General features: G+C 74.5%; 2 protein-coding genes and 1 pseudogene (1 of these 3 cut by a window edge). All 3 read right to left on the minus strand.

The features are described from left to right. Nucleotides 1-4,674: pseudogene (locus AC07GB_RS27570) on the minus strand (amino acid adenylation domain-containing protein); the annotation flags it as partial. Further along, nucleotides 4,671-18,761 (minus strand): SDR family NAD(P)-dependent oxidoreductase, encoded by a 14,091-nt coding sequence (locus AC07GB_RS27575; RefSeq protein ID WP_478849972.1) that lies wholly within the window; start codon nt 18,759-18,761, stop codon nt 4,671-4,673. The gene AC07GB_RS27575 and the pseudogene AC07GB_RS27570, both read right to left, overlap by 4 nt. Further along, a protein-coding gene (locus AC07GB_RS27580) for an amino acid adenylation domain-containing protein (protein WP_478849974.1) crosses the window boundary here: on the minus strand, nt 18,761-20,153 show its final stretch. Its footprint extends 20,711 nt past the window's final position; the window shows 1,393 of its 22,104 coding nt (coding positions 20,712-22,104); its start codon lies off the right edge, out of view; it ends in the stop codon at nt 18,761-18,763. The genes AC07GB_RS27575 and AC07GB_RS27580 overlap by 1 nt, the downstream gene beginning before the upstream one ends.

Consider the following 20,153-nt stretch of genomic DNA (forward strand, 5'->3'; position numbering starts at 1 on the left):
CTGCGCGTCGAGCGAGAAGGAGTGCCCGAGGTCGTCGACGGACAGGGCGATGGGGTAGTTGCTGCGCTCGATGACACCCGCGAGCGACCGGACGCCCGCGCGCTCCAGCTCGCTGTCGTCGACGCGGTCGTCGGACTCCAGGTGCCGGTAGTTCAGGATCGCGTTGAACAGCGGCGTCTCCGGGGGTACGGCGCTGTGGCCGTGGGCGACGGCCAGCGGGGTCTGCTCGTGGCGCACCAGGTCGCGCAGGGTCCGGTCCATGGCGCTCACCAGGTCGCGCACGCTCGTCCCTGCCAGGTCGACGCGTACGGGCAGGGTGTTGATGAAGTTGCCGAGCATCCGCTCGATGCCGCGCGGGCCCTGGAGGCGGCCGGACATGACGGTGCCGAAGACCACGCCGTCGCGGTCACCGCGGCCGTCGCCGCCGGAGCACGCCGCCACGACCAGGGACCAGCCCGCGTGGAACAGCGTGGCCGGGCTGACCCGCAGGTCCTTCGCGCAGGCCCGGATGCGCTCGCCGAGGCGGGCGTCCAGCGGGCGGCGCAGGTCGAGGACGCGGCGGCCGTCGCCGTGGACGTCCTGGAGCCCGAACATCACGGTGGGCTCGGTGACGTCGGCGAGCAGGGCCCCGAAGTGGTCCGCCGGGTCAAGGACGCGCGCCCGGTGCTGCACGTGGGCGATGAAGTCGCGGTACGGCGCGGGCGGGGCCAGCTCGTCCGCGCGGCCCGTCATATGGGCGACGACCTCACGGAACAGCAGGCCGAGCGAGGTCGCGTCGTCGATGACGTGGTGCAGGTTGAGGGCGGCGTACCAGGTGTCCGTGGAGGGCTGCCGGGCGGCGCGCAGCCGGATCAGCGGGGCGCGGTCCAGGCGCATCGCCTGCGGCCGGGCCAGGAGCGCGCGGATCTCGTCCTCGGCGTCGCGGCCCGCGGGCACATCGAACTCCTCCAGGTCGAGGTCGGCGCGGCGCACCACGACCTGGACGGGCCGCGACAGGCCCTGCGTGAGGATCGCCGTGCGCAGCGCGTCGTGCCGGGCGACGGCCGCGCGCAGGGCGCTCACGAAGCCGTCGAGGTGAGCCCTGCTCTCGAAGGAGAACACGCCGGAGAGCACGTACGGGTCGCGGCCGCTCTCCTTGAGGTGGTGGAAGAGCATGCCTTCCTGGAGGGCCGCCAGCGGGTACACGTCCTGGACGTTGCGGGCGCCGCCGGGCACGGCGGCGACGATCGCCGCCAGCTCGTCCTCGGTCAGGGAGACCAGGGGGAGCATGTCGGGCGTGAGCCGGTCGCAGTCCGCGGGGATGCCGTTCGGCGGGACGGTGAACGGCGTTCCGGCCGGGGCCGTGTCCCGCGCGTCGGGGTTCTCCGGGGCGTGTGCCGCGTCGATGGCCGTGGCCAGGTCGGCGAGCGTGGCGGCGGCGAAGACGCTGTGCAGCTCGCAGTCGAGTCCCGCGTCGTGCAGGCGTGCGGTCAGCTTCGGGATGAGCAGGGAGTGCCCGCCGAGGGCGAAGAAGTTGTCGTGGACGCCGATGCGCTCCTCGGCGAAGCCGAGCAGGCCCGCGCAGACCGCGAGCAGGGTCCGCTCGGTCGGGGTGCGGGGGGCGACGCGCTCACCGGTCACGGCGTACGCGTCGGCGTCGGGGGCCGGGAGCGCCTTGCGGTCGAGCTTGCCGTTGGCGGTCAGCGGCAGGGCGTCGAGGCGGACCAGGGCGCCCGGGACCATGTACTCGGGCAGTGCCTGGCCGAGGTGCCGGACCAGGGTGTCGTGGAACTCGCCCGTGTGCGCCTGCGGGTGCGTCTCGTCGAGGACGACGTAGCCGACGAGCCGGGGGTTGCCGGGGCTGTCCTCGCGGGCGACGACGGCGCAGGCCCGCACGGCGGGGTGGTGGGAGAGGCGGTCCTCGATCTCGCCGAGTTCGATGCGGAAGCCGCGCAGTTTGACCTGGTTGTCGATGCGGCCGAGGTACTCCAGGGAGCCGTCCGGCAGCCATCGGACGAGGTCGCCCGTGCGGTACATGCGGGCGTCCGGGTCCGCGGCGAACGGGTTCGGGACGAAGCGCTCGCGGGTCAGGCCGGGGTTGTTCAGGTAGCCGCGGGCCAGGCCGGCGCCGGCGATGTGCAGCTCGCCCGGGCAGCCGACGGCCTGCCGCCGGCCCAGGTCGTCCAGGACGTACAGCTGGATGTTCTGGATCGGGCGGCCGATGGGCACCGTGCGCGGCGTCGTGTCGGGCGGGCAGGTCCAGTGGGTGACGTCGATGGCGGCCTCGGTGGGGCCGTACAGGTTGTGCAGACGCGCGCGGTGCTGGGCGTAGTGCCGGGCGGGCAGCTCCGGCGGCAGGGCCTCGCCGCTGCAGAAGACCTGGCGCAGCGACGTGCAGCGGGCCCAGCCCTCGTGGTCGAGCATGAGGCGCAGCATGGGCGGCACGAAGTGCGCCGTGGTGACCTCGGCGGCCCGGATGAGCGACGCGAGGTAGGCCGGGTCCTTGTGGCCGCCCGGCGCGGCGACGACCAGGCGGGCGCCCGTGATCAGGGGCCAGACGAACTCCCACACGGAGACGTCGAAGCTGAACGGCGTCTTCTGGAGCACGACGTCGTCGGGGGTCAGCGCGTACTCGTTCTGCATCCACTCGACGCGGTTGACGGCCGCCCGGTGCTCGACCATGACGCCCTTGGGACGGCCGGTGGAGCCGGAGGTGTAGATGACGTACGCGAGGTCGGTGGGGGCGATCCGGGCGGGCGCGCCCCTGTCCTGGGCACCCGGGGCACCATCGGGGACCGGGCGGCCGTCGGCGTCCAGGCGCAGTACCGTGCGCGCCGCGGACAGGGCGGACGTGTCGGTGGCGGACTGGGTGAGGACGAGGGTGGCGCCCGAGTCCTCGATCATGTAGCGGATCCGCTCGGCCGGGTAGTCCGGCTCCAGGGGGAGGTAGGCGCCGCCCGCCTTCATGACCGCCCAGAGGGCGATCACCATCTCAAGAGAACGTTCGGCACAGAGGCCCACGACCGTGTCCGCGGTGACCCCGCGGCGGCGCAGCTCGGCGGCCAGGGCGTCGGTGCGCGCGGCGAACTCGGCGTACGTGAGGGACCGCTCGCCGTACACGAGGGCGGTGCGGTCGCCGTGCCGGGCGACGGCGTCGGCGAGGAGGTCGGGCAGGCTGCGGTCGGCCGGGAAGGGGTGCGCTGTGTCGTTCCACGCGTCGAAGAGGCGCAGCTCGTCGTCCGTCAGGTGCGAGGCCTCGGACAGCCGCTGCTCCGGGGCGTCGACGAGGGCGCTCAGCAGGGTCTCGTAGTGGCCGAGGAACCGCTGGACGTCCGCCGCGTCGAAACGCTCGGCGTCGTACTTGAGGTGCAGGGTGTAGGCGTCGGCGGCGTGCTCGACGACCTCCAGGTGGAGCTTGAACTCCCCCTCCTGGGATATCTCCTCCACGAACGACAGCGAGCGGGCCAGGTCGAGGCCGCGCACGTCGCTGTCCGTGAGGCGCATCATGCGCTGGTTCTGGAAGACGTACGAGACCTGGAAGACCGGGGAGGTGTCGGGCTCGGTGCGCAGGTTCAGGTCCTGCACCATGCGCGGGAACGGGTACGCGGCGTGGTCGAGTCCGTCGGCCATGACGAGCGTGAGGTCGCGCACGAAGTCCGTGAACGGGACGTCGGCGCGCACCCCGTGGCGCACGGGCAGCATGTTCACGAAGTAGCCGACGGCGTCGTCGTAGGTCGCGTCGGGCCTGCCCAGGGACGGTACGCCGACGACGAGGTCGCGCTCGCCGCTGTAGCGGTGCAGGAGCAGTTCGTACACGGCGAGGAAGAGCACCGCGGGCTTGGCGCCGCGGGCCGCGCACAGGTCGCGGACCCGCGCGGCGAGGGCCGGGGGCAGCGGCAGGGAGACCGTCTCGCCGACCACGGCGGTGCCGGGCGCGGGGGCGCGTTCGATGCCGAGGCGAAGGACGGGCAGGTCGCCCGCCAGGGTGTCCTGCCAGAAGGCGCGGTGGCGGGCGCCGTCGGGGCTCGCGAGGAAGTCGGCCTCCCAGCGCACGAACGCGTCGTAGGCGTCGTGGCGCGCGGACGCGGGCGCGGGGGTGCCGCCGCGGAGCAGGGTGTCGTAGGTGTGGAGCAGGTCGCGCAGCAGGACGGGGGTGGACGCGCCGTCGAACACCAGGTGGTGGAGGACGAGCAGCACGAGGGTCCGCGGCGCTTCGGCCGTGCCCGCCGTGTACACGACGGCCCGGGCCGGTCCTTCCTGGTGCAGGTCGAAGGGCGCCTTGGCCTGCTCGCGCGCCAGGGCGAGCAGGACGTCGTCGGGCAGCCCGTGCGGCACGGTCTGGTGCCGGAAGGGGGCGTCGCCGCCGTCCGGGCGCCGCACCAGGTACGGGGTGCCCTCGTCCTCGACGACCACGCTGTGCAGCAGCGTGTGCCGGGACGTCACCTGCCGGAAGGCCTCCTCGAAGACGGCGACGTCGAACGGCGCCGACGTGCGGAAACAGACGGGGACGTTGTACACGTCCGACGCGGGCCGCAGCTTGTGCAGCAGCCACAGCCCCTTCTGGCCCTCGGAGAGGGCACGCCGGTCGGTGACGCCCGCCCGCGCGGAGTCCTGGAGTCGTTCGTAGAACGCGAGCACGTCCTCAGCGGTGTAGTGGCCCGCCTTGAAGCCCGCCAGAATCTGATCCTCGTTCACGCGCCCGGTGCTTCCTTCATGAGTGACTTGAGTTCTTCGAGTCCGACGTGGCCCTGGCGGAACCGCTCCAGGGCCTTGGCCCGTGCTTCGCGTACGTCCGGTGCTTCGGGTGGCTGCGGGGTCCCGCGCTTCGCGGCGAGCCGTTCCGCGATGCGCTCCAAGGTGGTGAGTTCGACGATCTCCCGTGTGGTGAGGGTGAGTCCGAGGTCGGCCTCGACCGCGCGTCGCAGTCGCACCCACAGGACCGAGTCGGCGCCCAGGCTGTGCAGGTCCTTGTCCGGCGGGAGTTCGCCGGGGGCGAAGCCGAGGGCGTCGGTGAAGTAGTCCGCGAGGTAGCGGAGGATGTCACCGCCGCCGTCGCCGTCGCCGTCGCCGTCGGCCCCGGAGGGGTGCTCGGTGGGCGTGACCGGTGCGGGCGTGGGGTCCGCCGTGGGCGTGGCCGTGTGCCCGATCCAGTACCGCTTGCGGTGGAACGCCGTCGTCGGCAGCGGTACGAGCCGGCGCCGCTGCCCGGTGTGCAGGGCCTGCCAGGGGATCCGGCCGCCCCGCACCCACAGCTCGGCGAGCCGGTCGAGTTCGCCGTCGGTGACGAGCGCGCGGACGAACGCCTCGCCGTGGCCGCCCGCGAGCAGGTCGCCCAGGGCCCCGGCGCCGGCTTCGGCGTCGCCCCGGTACAGCGGGGTGTGCGAGGGCCGGTCGTCGAGGAAGTCGGCGAGCGCGCGCAGCAGGCCCGCGCGGGAGTCCGTGACGAACGCCAGGCGCTCGGCCAGGGCTTCCCTGCCCGTCCGCAGGGTGTGGGCGGCGTCGGCGAGCCAGGTGCCGTCGTCGGCGCCCGGCGCGTCGGCCCGCTCGACGAAGTCGCGCAGCAGGCGGGCCGCGGTGCGCAGGCGCTCGGGGTCACCGGCGGAGAGGACGATCAGCTCCGGCCGACTCGGCTGCGGCCGAAGCGCCGCTTCGGGCTCGGGCTCGGGTGCCTCCTCCACGACGAGGCTGACGTGGCTGCCGCCCGCTCCGACGGAGTTGAGCAGCGCGCGCCGGGGCGAGCCGGCGCGCGGCTCCCAGGGCGTCAGCGTCTCGCACAGGCGCAGCGGGCCTTCGTCCAGACGGAGTTCGGGGTTGGGCGTGCCGACCGGCGCCCGGGGCGCCAGCTCCCGGTGGCGCAGCTGGAGGACGACCTTGGTGAGCTGGGCGATGCCGGACGCGGCCTCGGGGTGGCCCAGGTTGGACTTCACCGAGCCGAGCGCGATCGGCTCGGTGACGTCGGCGAACACCTCGCGCAGCGCGCTCGCCTCGACGGCGTCGCCGAGCGCGGACCCGTTGGCCGCGGCCTCCACGTAGCCGATCGACGCGGGGTCACAGCCCGCCTTCTCCAGGGCCCTGCGGGCCACGTTCACCTGCGTCCTGCGGCTCGGCGCCATGAACTGGCCCGCGCGGCCGCCGTGCAGCGAGGCGCTGCCCTTGATGACGGCGAGGACGGTGTCGCCGTCCCTGCGGGCGGCGGCCAGCGGCTTGAGGAGGACGGCGCCGACCGCCTCGGCGGGCAGATAGCCGTCGCCGTCCCGGAAGCTGCGGCTGCCGGGGTGGCTGCCGAGCAGGCCCGCCCGGGACAGCGCCCGGTACTTGTCGGGGTGGACCGTCAGGTTCACCCCGCCGGCGATCGCCAGCTCGCTGTCGCCGCTCAGCAGATCGGCGCAGGCCAGGTGGATGGCCGCCGCCGACGACGCGCACATGCCGTCCACGGCGAGGCTCGGGCCTTCGAGGCCGAAGAAGTGCGAGACGCGGTTGGCGATGAGGTTGTACGACGCCGCCGAGGTCAGGGCGGAGCGCACCACGTCGGCGGCGTCGGCCCGGTACATCTGGTACATCGCGCCGACGTACACGCCGACCCTGCGGCCGTAGGTGTGCTCGACGGCTTCCTGAGTGACGCCGCTCTGCTCCAGGAGCTGCCACACCGTCTCCAGGAACAGCCGCTGCTGCGGGTCCATGGTCTCGGCCTCGCGCGGGGAGATGCCGAAGTGCAGCGGGTCGAACTGGTCGACGCCGTCGAGGAAGCCGCCCCACTTGCCGTAGCTCTTGCCGGGCGCGTCACGGTCCGGGTCGAACACCGCGTCGTGGTCCCAGCGGTCGGCGGGGACCTCGGTGACGCAGTCGGCGCCGGAGCGCAGCAGGCCCCACAGGGCGTCGGGGTCGGCGGCGCCCGGATAGCGTCCGGCGAGGCCGATGACGGCGACGCCCTCGTCGCGCGGGTCCCGGGCGGGTCGGGCCTGCGTGTCCTTCGCGGGCTCGGGGGCCGGCGGTGCCGGTGCCGGTGCGGGAGCGGGAGCGGGCGCAGCTTCGGGGGCGGGCGCCGGGGTGGCCGTCTCGCCGAAGAGCGCGCGCAGCGCGTCCCCGTGCTGGGCCACGAAGTACTCGGCAAGGTCGCGGACCGTCTGCACCTCGAAGAACAGGGTCTTGGGCAGGGTGCCGAAGTCCGTCTCCAGCTGGGCGATCAGGTTCATCGCCACGACGGAGTCCATGCCGTAGTGCTCCAGGGGCACCTCGGCGTCGAGCCGGTCGGCACCGAGCTTGAGGCCCGCCGCCAGGTGCGCGCGCAGGTGGCGGCGGGTGCGGTCGAGCAGGGCACGGTCGTCGCCCGTCGGCGCGGCGGGCGACGCGGGCGCCGCATCGGCCAGGGGTGCGGCCAGGGGCTGCGGCTCGGCCTGGGTGTGCGGCACGGCCTGGCTGTGCGGCTCGGCCTGGCTGTGCGGCTCGGCCTGGGTGTGCGGCTCGGCCTGGGTGTGCGGCTCGGTCGCCGCCCGCCCGGGTCGCGCGGTCAGGCGCGGCAGGACCGCTTCGCGGCGCCCGGCGACGACGAGGAGCTGGCCGTCGGCGAGGCCGGTGCGGCGCGCGGCGACGCCGGTGCGCAGGGCGCGCAGGCCACTCCCGGTGTCCAGCGGCACGAGGTCCATCCGCCGCAGCCGTTCCTCGGTGGCGGCGTCCACGCCCATGCCGCCGTCGGCCCACAGGGGCCAGTTCAGGGAGAGTGTCAGGCCGTGGCGTGCTCCGGCGGCGGCGAGACGGCCGCGGTGGGCGGCGTAGGCGTCCATGAACGCGTTGCCCGCCGCGTAGTCGGCCTGGCCCGCGTTGCCCAGGGCGCCGGTGGTCGACGAGTAGCACAGGAACAGCTCAAGGGGCTGGTCGCGGGTCAGGTCGTCGAGGTGGACGAGGCCCGCGACCTTCGGCGCGAGGACGCGCTCGAATTCCTCGGGCGTCTTGTTCACGACGAGGTTGTCCCGCAGTACGCCGGCCGCGTGCACGACACCGGTCAGCGGGCCGTGGGTCCGCGCGATGTGCTCCACGAGGCGTTCGACGTCGGCGCGGTCGGTGACGTCGGTCCGCCGGTGGTCCACGGTCAGGCCCGCGGCCCGCAGCGCGTCGAGCGCCTGCCGCTGGGTGTCGTCGAGCGCCGAGCGCCCGGTCAGGACGACGGTGGCGCCCGCGGCCGTCGACGCGATGTCCCGGGCCGTGAGCAGGCCGAGGGCTCCGGTGCCTCCCGTGATGAGGTACACGCCGCCCGCGCGCCACGGGCTGGTGCCCGCGTCCGGGGCCGGGGGGAGTTCGGCGAGCCGCCTGACCTCGCGGCGGCCCGCGCGGTACCGGACCTCGGGCGCCGTCCCGGGTGCCGTCTCCGCGCGCAGCCGCTCGGCGACGAGGGCCGGAGCGGCGCCGTCGAGGCAGTCCACGAGCTGGGTGCGCAGCTTCGGGTTCTCCAGGGCCGCGGTCTTCAGCAGCCCGCTCAGGCCGCCGAGCGCCCTCCGGCCCGCCGTCTCCTGGCCGGGGTCGCCGACGAGCACGACCTGGAGCAGCGCTCCGCCGCGCACTCCGGCCGTCAGCAGGGCGCGCGCCCGTGCGAACACCAGCCGTGCCGCCGTCAGGTACGCGGTGTCGAGGGGGGCGTCGTCCGCCAGGGCCACGGTCTCCAGGTGCGCGGTGCCCGGCAGCTCGGACGTCAGGGCCGTGGTCAGCGCGGACTCCTCGCCCGGCGCGAACCGGCCGACGAGGACCACGTGACGTTCCGCCACCGGCGTGGCCGCCGCGTCGGCGGGCTCCTCGGCCTCCCACACGGGGTGGGTCAGGAGAACGTAGTCGGGTGCGGCGGGTGTGGCGGGCGCGTGGCCGGTCGGCGCCTCCACGTCGAGCCAGTGGCGCTCGCGGGCGAAGGGGTAGCCGGGCAGGCCGATGCGGCGCGGGCGGGCCGTGCCGTCCGCCGCGTACAGGCCGTCCCAGTCGACGGCTTCGCCGCGGGCCCACCCGGCCGCGCACTCCCGGGGTTCCGTGGCCGTGCTCGCGGCCGGTGCCTGGTCGGCCCGTACGCGGCCGCGGGCCCAGTCGTCCGGGGCCGCGGGGTCGGCCAGGAACGCGTCGAGCCCGTGCCGCAGGGACTCCAAGGAGTCCACGGTGAACGCGAGGCGCTCCTCCAGGGCGACGCGGCCGGTCTGCAACGTCCAGGCGAGCGCGGCCAGGTCATCCTCGGCGAGGCCGTCCACGCGGGCCCGCAACCGACGTGCGGATTCCACCAGTTGGCCCTCGGTCGCGGCCGACAGGGGCACGACGACGGGGCGCGTACAGGAGGCGGCGGGGGCGCTGCCGGGCTCGTACGCGGCCAGGACCACATGGGCGTTGGCGCCGCCCGCGCCGAAGCTGGAGACACCCGCGACGCGCGGGCCGTGCCACGGCGCGAGGTCGCGCTGCACGGTGAACGGCGTCCCGTCGAAGTCCAGATGGGGGTTGAGGGTGCTCGCGTGCAGGCTGGGCACCAGCTCGCCGTGGCGCATCTGGAGCAGCACCTTGGTGACGCCCGCGATGCCCGCCGCGCTCTCGCAGTGGCCGATGTTGGACTTCACGGAGCCGATCGCGCAGGTCGGCGCGGACTCCCCGGTCGTACGCCCGAACGCCTTGACCAGGCCGGTCAGTTCGATGGGGTCACCGAGGGACGTGCCCGTGCCGTGGGCCTCCAGGTAGCTCAGCTCGTGCGGCGCGACGCCGGCGCGGGCGAGCGCGCGGGTGATGACGTCGCCCTGGGCCGCCGGGTTGGGCACCGAGAAGCCGTGGGTCCTGCCGCCGTGGTTGAGGGCCGTGCCCTTGATGACCGCGTGGATCTGGTCACCGTCGGCGACAGCCCGCTCCAAGGGCTTGAGCAGCACGGCGCCGACGCCCTCGCCGGGCACGTAGCCGTCGCCGCCCTCGCCGAAGCTGCGGCAGCGGCCATCGCTGGAGGTGAACTTGCCCTGCCCCAGCATCACGTACTTGTTCGGGTGGACGCTGACGTTGACGCCGCCCGCGACGGCCGCCGCGCACTGGCCGCTCTTGATCGCCTCGCAGGCGAGGTGGATCGCGGTCAGCGAGGAGGAGCACATGGTGTCCACGGCCATGCTCGGGCCGTGGAAGTCGTAGAAGTACGAGACGCGGTTGGCGATGGACGAGGGGCTGCCGGAGAGCGCCACGCGGTGGCCGCGTGCCTGCGCCTGGGCGCCGTAGAGCTGGTACTCCTCGTACATCACGCCGACGAACACGCCGACCTTGCCCGTGGCGACGAGGCCCGCATCGGCGCCGGCGGGCCCGGTGGACTGCCGGGACAGGGTCTCGCCGGTGTAACCGGCGTCCTCCAGGGTGTGGTGCACGCACTCCAGGAACAGCCGCTCCTGCGGGTCGAGGAACTCCGCCTCGCGCGGTGAGATGCGGAAGAACAGCGGGTCGAAGCGGTCGACGCCGTCGAGGAAGCCGCCCCACCGGGACGTGCCCTCGTGGTCGCGGGGGTCCCAGCGGTCCGCCGGGACCTCGGTGACGCAGTCCCGGCCGGAGCGCAGGTTCCGCCAGAACTCGTCGAGGTTGTCCGCCAGCGGGTAACGGCCGCTCACGCCGACGATCGCGATGTCCGTGACGGTGTTCGCGTCCGGCAGCGCGGGGGCGGTCACCGTCGGCGACACCGCTGGTGCGCGCGTCCCGGCCGTCTCCGTCCCGGGGGCCGGCGCGCCGAGCGCGGCACGCAGCCGCTCGGGGTAGGTGTCCGCGAAGTGCTCGCTCAGCGCCCGGATCGTACGGACCTCGAAGAACAGCGTCTTCGACAGCTCGCCGAAGGTTCCCTCCAAGTGGTGCGTCAGCTCCATCGCCATCATGGAGTCCATGCCGTAGAACTCCAACGGCGTGTCGGCGTCGAGGCGTTCGGGGCTCACTTCGAGCGCCGTGGCGAGCTGCTCGCGCAGGTACGGCAGCGCGCGCTCGGCGAGCGGGGTCCCGGTGTCGGCGGGCGGCGCGGCGGGGAGCACCCGCGCGAGCAGCCCTGTCAGTTCGGCGCACACCCGGCCCTCGGCGTCGAGGAGGGTGATGTCCAGCTTCGCGGACGTGTCTCCGGGGCGGCTGCCGTCCTGGTACCGGATCCAGGCGTACGCCGTCGCCGGGGTGGCGGCGAGGACGTCGACCTCCTGGAGGGCGAAGGGCAGCGCGGGCCGTGCGGGGGTGTCGCCCCCGCCGAGGCCGAGGCCGATCGTGGCCTGGAGGGCGCCGTCGAGGATGCTCGGGTGCAGTCCGTAGTCGTCGGCGGGCTCCGCCGCCGTAGGCAGGCGCAGTTCGGCGAGCGCCTGGGGGCGGCCCGTGGTGTCGCTGCCGACGGCCAGGGTCGCCAGGGAGCGCTGCGCGGGGCCGTACTCCATGCCGACGCGGTCGTACAGGTCGTAGAGGTCGGCGGCGGTGAAGGCGGCCCCCGAGCAGGCGGCGCGCAGGTCCGCGAGGGGGCGTGCGGGGCGCTCGGCGGGCGGGGCGGCCAGGTGCGCGCGGCCCTGGCTGGACAGCGTCCGCTCGCCGTCGGGGCCGACGGTGTGGAGCGTGTACGTGTAGGTGTCCGTGGCCGTCGGCTTCAGGTCGAGGCGTACCTCCAGGCCGTCGCCCGGGGTGCAGGCGGCGGGCCGCAGCCACACCACGTCGCTGAGCCGGACGCGGCTCTCCGTCCCCGTGGCGCGGGCGACGGCGGCACGGGCCATCTCCAGGTGCGCGGCACCGGGCAGGACACGCAGGCCCCGTACTTGATGGTCCTTCAGGAAGGGCTCGGAGCCGTCGAAGACGGTGCGGTACGCCGTCGGAGTGCCGTCCGGGGCGTGGTGCAGCATCGGGTGGGCGCCGGGCGTGCTGTCCTGCCGCTCGGCTGCGGGGACGGTGCCGCGCCCCACCCAGTAGCTCTCCTCGGCGAAGGGGTACGTCGGCAGGCCGATCCGCACGGGCCGGTCCCCCGGCGCGTACAGGCTCCGCCAGTCGAGGGGGTGGCCCGCCACCCACTGGGCGAGGGCCTTCTCGTGCTCCCCCGACGCGAGCCGGCGGGCGCGGGCCTGCTCGGTGCCCGTGCGGCGGGACACCGTGCCGCGGTGCCAGCCTTCGTGGGCTCCGGGGTCGGCCACGAACGACGTGAGCCTGCGCTCCAGGTCGGCGAGCGAGGTGACCCGGGTCGCGAGCCGCTCCTCCATCGCGTCGCGGCCCACCTGGAGCGTGAACGCGAGGTCGGCGAGGCGCCCGGCGGCGACGTGCCCGGCCCTGAGGTGGTCGCGCAGCGCGCGGGCCCGCGCGACGAGCTGCTCCGCGGTGCGCGCGGACAGCGGGATCAGCGCCACGGCCGGCGCGGGTGTGCCGGTCGTGGGCGCGGTGCCCGCGTGCGCGTCGGCGTGCGTTTCCATGGCCGCGTGTCCCCCGTGGTCCTCGTCGTACTCCTCGGCGTACTCCTCGATGACGACGTGCGCGTTGACGCCGCCGAAGCCGAAGGAGCTGACGCCCGCCCGGCGCGGCAGGGGCCGGCCGTCGGCGTCGCGCGGTCGCTGCCAGGGCTGCCGCTCACGGACGACCTCGAACGGGCTGTCCGTGAAGTCCAGATACGGGTTGAGGTCCGCGCAGTGCAGGCTCTCGACCAGGGTGGCGTGGCGCATCTGGAGCAGCACCTTGATGACTCCGGCCACGCCCGCGGCCAGTTCCAGGTGCCCGATGTTGCTCTTGACCGAGCCGAGGCCGCAGCGGGCCGGCGCGTCCAGGTGGCCCGGCGTGCCCGCCGTCTCCGCGTACAGCTCGCCGAAGGCGCTCTTGAGGCCGTTCAGCTCGACGGGGTCGCCGAGTTCGGTGCCGGTGCCGTGCGCCTCGACGTAGGTGACGGTGCGCGGGTCGACGCCCGCGTCGCGGTACGCGCTCTTGAGGAGGTCCGCCTGGGCGCGCGGGTTGGGCGCGGTGAGCGAGTGGGCGCGGCCGCCGTGGTTGACGGCGCTGCCGCGGACGACGCCGAGGATCCGGTCGCCGTCGCGCCGGGCGTGGCGCAGGGGCTTGAGCACCAGGACGCCGACGCCCTCGCCGCGCACGTATCCGTCGGCCCGGGCGGAGAACGTCTTGCAGCGGCCGTCCTCGCACAGCATGCCCGCGCGGCTGTAGCCGATGTGCAGGTCGGGGCTGACGATGGTGTTGACGCCGCCGACGAGCGCCAGGCCGCTGCGGCCGGAGCGCAGCAGCTCCACCCCGCGGTGCAGCGCGACGAGGGCGCTCGAACAGGCCGTCTCCACCGGCTCGCTGGGGCCGTGCAGGTCGAGCAGGTAGCTGACGCGGTTGGGGCCCACGGAGCCGGAGACGCCGGTCGCGGCGTACCCGTCCTCGCCCGCGCGCTCCCCCATGACGAGGCTGCCGTAGCCGCTCGGCGCGGTGCCGATCAGGACGGCCGTGTCGCTGCCGGCCAGGCCCGAGGGCGCGTACCCGGCGTCTTCGAGCGCCTGCCAGGCATGCGTGAGCAGGAGCCGCTGCTGCGGGTCCATGGTGCGTGCCTCGCGCGGCGAGATGCCGAAGAACAGCGGGTCGAACCGGTCGACGCCGTCGAGGAAACCACCCCAGCGCACGGGCTTCTTGCCGCGCGGGATGTCCGGGTCCTGCTCCAGGGCGCGCCAGTCCCAGCGGTCCTCGGGGATCTCCGTGACGCAGTCCTTGCCTGCGTACAGGTTGTCCCAGAAGGCGGACAGGTCGGGCGCCTGGGGGAAGCTGCCGCTCATGCCGATGATGGCGATGGGCTCGGCGGTGCCGGGCTCGGCGGCCTTCAGTCCACCGGTCAGCGGCCGGTCGCTCCCGGGCTCCTCGGCGGGGCTCGCCTGGGCAAGGTGATCCACGTGCGGGCTTCCCCCACCCGGGGCCGTCGGCTCAGGTGCCGTCTCCGCCAGGTGCGCCGCCACGCTGTCCACGGTCCGGTGCTCGAAGAACACCGTGGGCGCCAGGTGCACGCCGAACCGGTCGCCGAGCCGGCTCGCCAGATCGGTCAGGCTGATGGAGTCGAAGCCGTACTCACCGAACTCACCCTCCCCGTCGATCTCTTCGACAGGCACCTTGAGCTGCCCGGACACCTCCGCGATGACGGCCTGGCGGAAGGCGTCCAGGTCGGGGGCGGCCTCCACGGTGGCGGGGGCGGGCGTGGCGGGCGTGTGCTCGGCGATGTGGGCCGCGAGCGCGCCGACGGTGGTGTGTTCGAAGAGGACGGTGGGCGCGAGGCTCAGCCCGTGGGCGTCGTTGAGCCGCTGCACCAGCTCGGTGAGGCTGATGGAATCGAAGCCGTACTCGCCGAACTCGCCCTCCCCGTCGATCTCTTCGACAGGCACCTTGAGCTGCTCGGACACGGCGGCGGCCAGCGTGCGCTCCCAGGCCTCGCGAGGAGCGCGCGCGACGGTGGCGGGCGCCTCCGCGGCCGGGGCGGGCAGCGGCGGCGACGGCCGCTGTGTGGTGATCCGCGCGGCCAGGCGGGCCAGCAGCCGTTCGCGGTCGCCGCACAGCAGGAGGGTGTGCGGGGCGCCGCCCGCGACGGCGGCGGTCAGGGCCCGGAGGCCGTCGCCGGTGGGCAGGGGCGTCACGCCGATGCCCCGCAGCCGCTCCAGGGCCGGGGCGTCGAGCCGCATGCCGCCGTCGGCCCACAGGGGCCAGCCGATGGACACGGCGCGGCCGGACCTGAGGCCGCGCGCGGCGAGGCCGGCGCGGTACGTGACGTAGGCGTCGAGGAACGCGTTGGCCGCGGCGTAGTCGCCCTGCCCCGCGCTGCCGAGTGCCGCCGCCGTGGAGGAGAAGACGACCAGGTGGTCCAGGGGCTGGTCCGCGGTGGCCTCGTCGAGGTTCACCAGGCCGGTGGCCTTGGGCGCGAGGACGGCGGCCAGGTCGCCGTCCGCCTTGGTGGCGAGGTAGCCGTCGCGGAGGACTCCGGCGCAGTGCAGGACGCCGTGCAGCGCCCCGTGGCGGGAGACGACGTCCGCGACGAGCGCGTCGACGGCGCGCCGGTCGGTGACGTCCGCCTGCCGGTACTCGACCGTGACGCCCGGCGCCGCGAGGGCGGCCACGCGCGGCTCCGCGACATCGGCGGCGGAGCGCCCGACGAGGACGACCGTGCCGGTACGCAGGGTGCGGGACAGCTCGCCCGCGACGTGGAGCCCGAGTCCGCCGGCGCCGCCGGTGATCAGGTACACGCCGCCGTCGCGCCACGGCGAAGGGCCGGCCCCGTGCGCGGGCCGCGCCTCGGCCTCGGTGAGCCGCAGGGCGTACAGCCGGCCGCCCTGCCGGCGGATGTGCTGCTCGGTGTGGGCGCGGGCGCCCGCGTCGACGGCTTCGGCGAGCGCGGTCACGGACCGGTCGGCGTCGTGATCGTCGGCGGTGAAGGGGTCGAGGTGTTCCAGGAGCTGGGCGCGCAGCCATGGGTGTTCCAGGGCGGCCGTGCGCAGCAGCCCGGACACACCCGTCAGCACCTGGGCGGCCGGGGCGTCGTGCCCCAGGACGACGATCTGCGTGAGGCCTCCCTCCGGTAGCTCTCCCGCCGCGATCAGGGTGCGCAGCTCGCCCAGGACGTCCCGCGTCAGACGGGCGTACGCGGTGTCGAGCGGGTGGTCCGCGGCCACCTCGGCGGCGTGCACGATCGCGGTGCGGGGCAGCCGGGCGCGCAGCGCGCGTGCCGCCGCGCCGGCTCCGGGGCCGACGAGCCACACGACCCGGTCGGCCGGTTCGGCGTCGGGGTCGGCGGGCGGCGTGGGCAGGGGCGTCCAGCACGGCTCCAGGACCAGCAGGTCGGCAGGTCCTTCCGCCTCTTCGGTGGCGGGCGTGTCGGCCGACGGGGCTTCGCCGGACAGCCAGTAGGAGTCCTGGGCGAACGGGTAGGTGGGCAGCGAGACGCGGGCCGGGCGCCGGTCGGGCGCGAAGAGCAGCTCGAACGCGACGGCGGCGCCCTGGGCGTACTCCTCGGCGAGCGTCCGCAGCCGGTCCGGGTCCGTCAGTTCCCGGGCCGTCCCGAGGTCCGGCCGTGCCGGGCGCCGGGGATTGTGGTCACCGGCGTACGCGGACGGCGCGCTGCCGGTCTCCAGCCAGGCGCGCAGCCGCGCGGCGGCCTCCGCCGTGGTGTCGACGACGAGGGCGAGGCGGTGCCGGAAGTGCTTGCGGCCCCGGCCCAGGGTGTGGCTGACGTCGCGCAGGCTCAGGCCGGGGTGCGCTTCGAGATGGGTGGCGAGCTGCCGTGCCCGGTCCTTGAGCTGTCCGGCCGTGCGGGCGGAGAGGGCGATCAGGCGGGAGCCGCCGGGGTGTTCGGCCGCCGGGGCCGGGCCGGGGGTCTCGGGGGCCTCGGCCAGGACGACGTGGGCGTTCGTGCCGCTGTAGCCGAAGGAGCTGACGGCGGCCAGGCGCGGCCGGTCCGCGCGCCGCCACTCGCGCGCCCGCGTGTTGACGTAGAAGGGCGTGCCGTCCAGGTCGATGTGCTGGTTGAGGCGCTCGTACTGGGCGGTCGGCGGCAGCGTGCCGTGCTCCAGGGCGAGGGTGGCCTTGAGGACTCCGGCCACGCCGGCGGCGCACGCGGTGTGGCCGATGTTGCTCTTCACCGAGCCGACGGCGCAGTGGCCGCGGCGGTCGGTGCGCGCGGTGAAGCTGTCGACGAGGCCGTCGATCTCGACGGGGTCGCCCAGGGCGGTGCCGGTGCCGTGCGCCTCGACGAGTTCGATGTCACCGGGGTCGATGCCGAACTTGTCGTACACGTGCTTCTGGAGGCGGGCCTGCGCCTCGGCGCTGGGGGCGGTGATGCCGTTGGACCTGCCGTCCTGGTTCACGCCCCAGCCCTTGATGACGGCGTGGATCCGGTCGCCGTCCGCCTGCGCGCCCGCGAGCCGCTTCAGGAGCAGGACGCCCACGCCCTCGGCCGGTACGAAGCCGTTGGCGCGCTCGTCGAAGGCGTAGCAGCGGCCGTCGGGCGACAGGGCCCGCAGCTGGCTCATGGCCACGTGCACGCCGGGGCCCGGGACGACCCAGACGCCGCCCGCGAGCGCGGTGTCGCTGTCGCCGAGGCAGAGGCTGTCGCAGGCCTGGGCGATGGCCACGAGCGACGACGAGCAGGAGGTGTCGATGGAGAGGCAGGGGCCCTTGAGGTTCAGGGTGTAGGAGACACGGCTGGCGAGGATGGCGCTGTTGGTGCCGAGGTTCTGGTGGGCGCTGAGGCCCTCGGCGTCGGCCGTGGCGCCGTAGCCGTTCACGGAGCAGCCGATGAAGACGCCGCACTGGGTGCCGGAGAGTTCGTCGGGGCTGTAGCCCGCCTCTTCGAGGCAGCGCCAGCTCTCCTGGAGCAGGACGCGCTGCTGCGGGTCCATGGCGGCGGCCTCGCCGGGCGAGAGGGAGAAGAAGAGCGGGTCGAAGCGGTCCGCGTGCTCCAGGACGCCCATCCACTTGCTGGAGGACTTGCCGGGCACGCCGGGCCGCTCGTCGTAGTACCGCTCCACGGGCCAGCGTGAGGACGGCACCTCGGATATGCAGTCGCGGCCGTCGAGGATGTTCTGCCAGAAGGCGTCGAGGTTCTCCGCCTTGGGGAACGCGCCGGAGACGCCGATGACGGCGATGTCCACGAGGCCGGGGGCGCGGTGGCGGCCTCCCGTGGTGCCGGGCTGCGGGGAGGCCTCGGCGACGGACCGGGGCTCGGGTGCGGGGGCCGCGGCGGGCTCGGGCCGGGGGGCGACGGCCACGGCGGGCGCGGGCTCGGGCTCGACGGCAGGCGCCGCCTCGGGCTCGGGCTCCACGGCCACGGTGGACGCAGGCTCGGCGGCGGCGAGGGGCTCCGCCTTCCCAGCAGGCTCGGGCTCACGCTCGGCGGCGGCCAGGGGCTCCGCCTGCCCGGCAGGCTCGGGCCCCCCGTCGGGAGCCACGGCACCGTGCTCCTCCGTCAGATACCGCGCCAGGTCGCTGATCGTCGGATGCCCGTACACCGTGGTCGCGGACAGCGAGAGCCTCAGACGCGTGTTGAGGGCCCGGGTCCAGGTGACGCCGGAGATCGAGTCGAGACCCAGCTCCACGAAGGGCGCGTCGTCGTCCAGTTCGGACGCGGTGAGTTCCAGCTCCTTGGCGAGGCTGGCCCGCAGCCACGCGCCGAGCGCGGCCTCGGCGGCGTGCGTGGAGGCCTCGGCGGGCGGGGGCTCCGTCGCGGGCGCGGCCACCGGCGCGGGCTCCTCGACGATGCCGGGGCCCGGGCCCGCGTCGCCCGCGTCGCCCGCGCCGAGCAGCTCGGCGAGGTGCCCCGCGAGTTCGTCCACCGTGGGATGGCTGTAGACCTGCGTCGCGGAGAGCGACAGCTGGAAACGCGTGTTCAGCTTCCGGGTCCAGGTGACACCGGTGATCGAGTCGAGGCCCAGCTCCACGAAGGGCGCGTCGTCGTCGATGTCCGCCGCGACCAGCTCCAGCTCCGCCGCGAGGCTCTCGCGCAGGTACGCGGCGATGGCGGGGCGCCCCGGCGCGGACGTGCCGCGGGCGGCCGAGGACCCAAGGGGTGTCGCACTCATCTGTTCTCCCATGGCGCCCTCGATCAGGGCGGACAACGTGCTGAACGTGGGGTGACCGCAGACCTGGGCCACGGTGAGGGAAAGCCCGAGGGTTCGGTTGACCTCGTGCAGCCACCGGGCGCAGCCGAACGAATCGAGACCCAGCTCCACGAGGGACGCGTCGTCACGGCTCGGAGCCACTTCGGTTCCAAGGACGACGGCCAGCGTGTCGCGCAGGTACCGATGCAGGTCGCTTTTCGCGTGGATCTTAGTACGTGGCGCGGACATCAGGAATCGGCCCCTTCCGCCGGGACTCCGGACCCGCTGCCGTCCTGACCTGCGGTGACATCAGGAGCGATACGCGCCAGATGGCGCCGCAGCGTCGCGTTGAAGAGGTCGGGCGCCTCCAGCATCACGAAGTGCCCGACGTCGTCGACCAGTTCCACCTCGACGCCGTAGCGGCGCGCGGCCGTCAGGTTCGTCGGCATCCAGGACGTCGAGTTGATCAGTACGAGCGGCACGTCGACGTGCTTGGGCAGGTCCTGGAGGTAGGTGAGCATCTCGCGGAACGCGGCGGAGATCACGTCCGCGCCCGTCTCGTCGCGGGTGCGCGCGACCAGGGTGACGAGGTCGTCACGCGCGCCGTCGAGGAACAGCTCCCGTGCCTGCACCGGCTGCTCGCTGAACGACCGCACGAACCGGTCGATCTGCTCGGCGGACAGCGCCTTGGGCTCGAAGTCGTGCAGCGTGTCGACACCGACCAGGCCGCGGACCCGGCCGCCCAGGAGCCGCTCGGCGGCCAGCATCACGGGCCCGCCCAGGGAGTGGCCGACGAGCACCACGTCGTCGAGGCCCTCCTGCTCGACCACGGCCACGACGTCCTCGGCGAACGCCTCGACGGTCCACCGCTGCCGGGACCTGTCCGAACCGCCGTGCCCCGCGAGGTCCGGGGCGACCACGGTGCAGCGGTCCGCGAAGTGCTCCAGCTGCCGGTCCCAGTACGAGGCGTCGCAGCCGAGGCCGTGGATGAGGACCAGGGCTGTCGGGCCGCTGCCGCGCACCCGGTAGCGGATGCGGCTGCCGTCGGCCGACGTGGCCGTGGCGGCGGGCGGCATGGCCGTGGCGGCGGGCACGGCGACCGCGCCGTCCGGCTTGCGGGCGATGACGCCCACGTGCTCCATGTCGGGGGCGGGCGCGCCGTACGACTCCCGGTCCACGCCCACGGCGCCGAAGAACCCGGCCCGCTCCACGACGAACCCGGCGTCCTCGCACTCCCTGCGGAACACGTCGGGGTCGATGGCGTTGATCAGCGGCGGACCGCCGACGACGTGGGCCGCCTCGAAGTGCGCGGCGACGTCGTCGATGTAGCCGGGCCACGGGTCACCGGCGCGCTTGCGCGCCTCGTAGTCGGCGGCCTTGGACGCCCAGTAGCCGAAGTACGGCGAGTCCGAGCTGAGGAAGACCTTGCCGCCGGGCGCCAGCCAGTCGTACATCTTGCGCAGCGTGAGCCGGAAGTCGTCCGGAGCGAGGAAGTGCATCACGCGGCTGGCGTGCACGGCGGTGAACCGGCCGGCCTCGAAGTCGACGTCGGGCAGCATGCCCTGGCGCAGGGACAGGCGCTGCCGGGCCTCGTCGTTCACGCGCTGTTCGAGGATGTCCAGGTGCTTCTGCTCCATGTCG

This window comes from Streptomyces sp. NPDC045778 (genome assembly GCF_056431945.1).

Excerpts from the sequence above, each read along its gene's own strand:
- AC07GB_RS27575 (WP_478849972.1), bottom strand. The coding sequence starts at position 18,761 with ATGTCCGCGCCACGTACTAAGATCCACGCGAAAAGCGACCTGCATCGG.